Source organism: Bradyrhizobium sp. Leo170 (assembly GCF_004296405.1).
In the GTDB taxonomy this organism is placed as follows: Bacteria; Pseudomonadota; Alphaproteobacteria; order Rhizobiales; family Xanthobacteraceae; genus Bradyrhizobium.
The window spans coordinates 1-367 of sequence record NZ_PSRR01000910.1; the positions used below are offsets into that span (position 1 = coordinate 1).

The window sequence follows — 367 nt, forward strand, 5'->3', positions numbered from 1 at the left end:
GGCCGAGGCGCTAGGCGATGTTGACGTCCAATATGTTTGGCGGTTCCTGCGCAGTCACACGATTGACCTCGCGGCTCGCAAGTCCTGGTGTGAGAGCAACGACCCGAACTTTACGGCCAAAGCCGCCGATGTTGTCGGCCTTTACGTCGCCCCGCCGGCGAAGGCCATTGTGCTATGCGTGGACGAGAAGCCCTCGATCCAGGCCTTGGAGCGAGCGCAGGGCTATCTGAAGTTGCCCAATGGCCGCGCCTTGACTGGTCAGAGCCACGATTACAAGCGGCATGGCACCACAACGCTGTTTGCGGCGCTCGAAGTCGCCACCGGAAAGATCATCGCAACGCACTCAAAACGACGTCGCCGCGTCGAG

Annotated in this window: 1 protein-coding gene; it reads left to right on the top strand. The window is 61.3% G+C overall.

Features of this window, described 5'->3' with window-relative positions; translation table 11 throughout:
- Positions 1 to 367: transposase (locus tag CWO89_RS45330; protein ID WP_502702967.1), on the top strand; the 367-nt coding region annotated here is incomplete at both ends.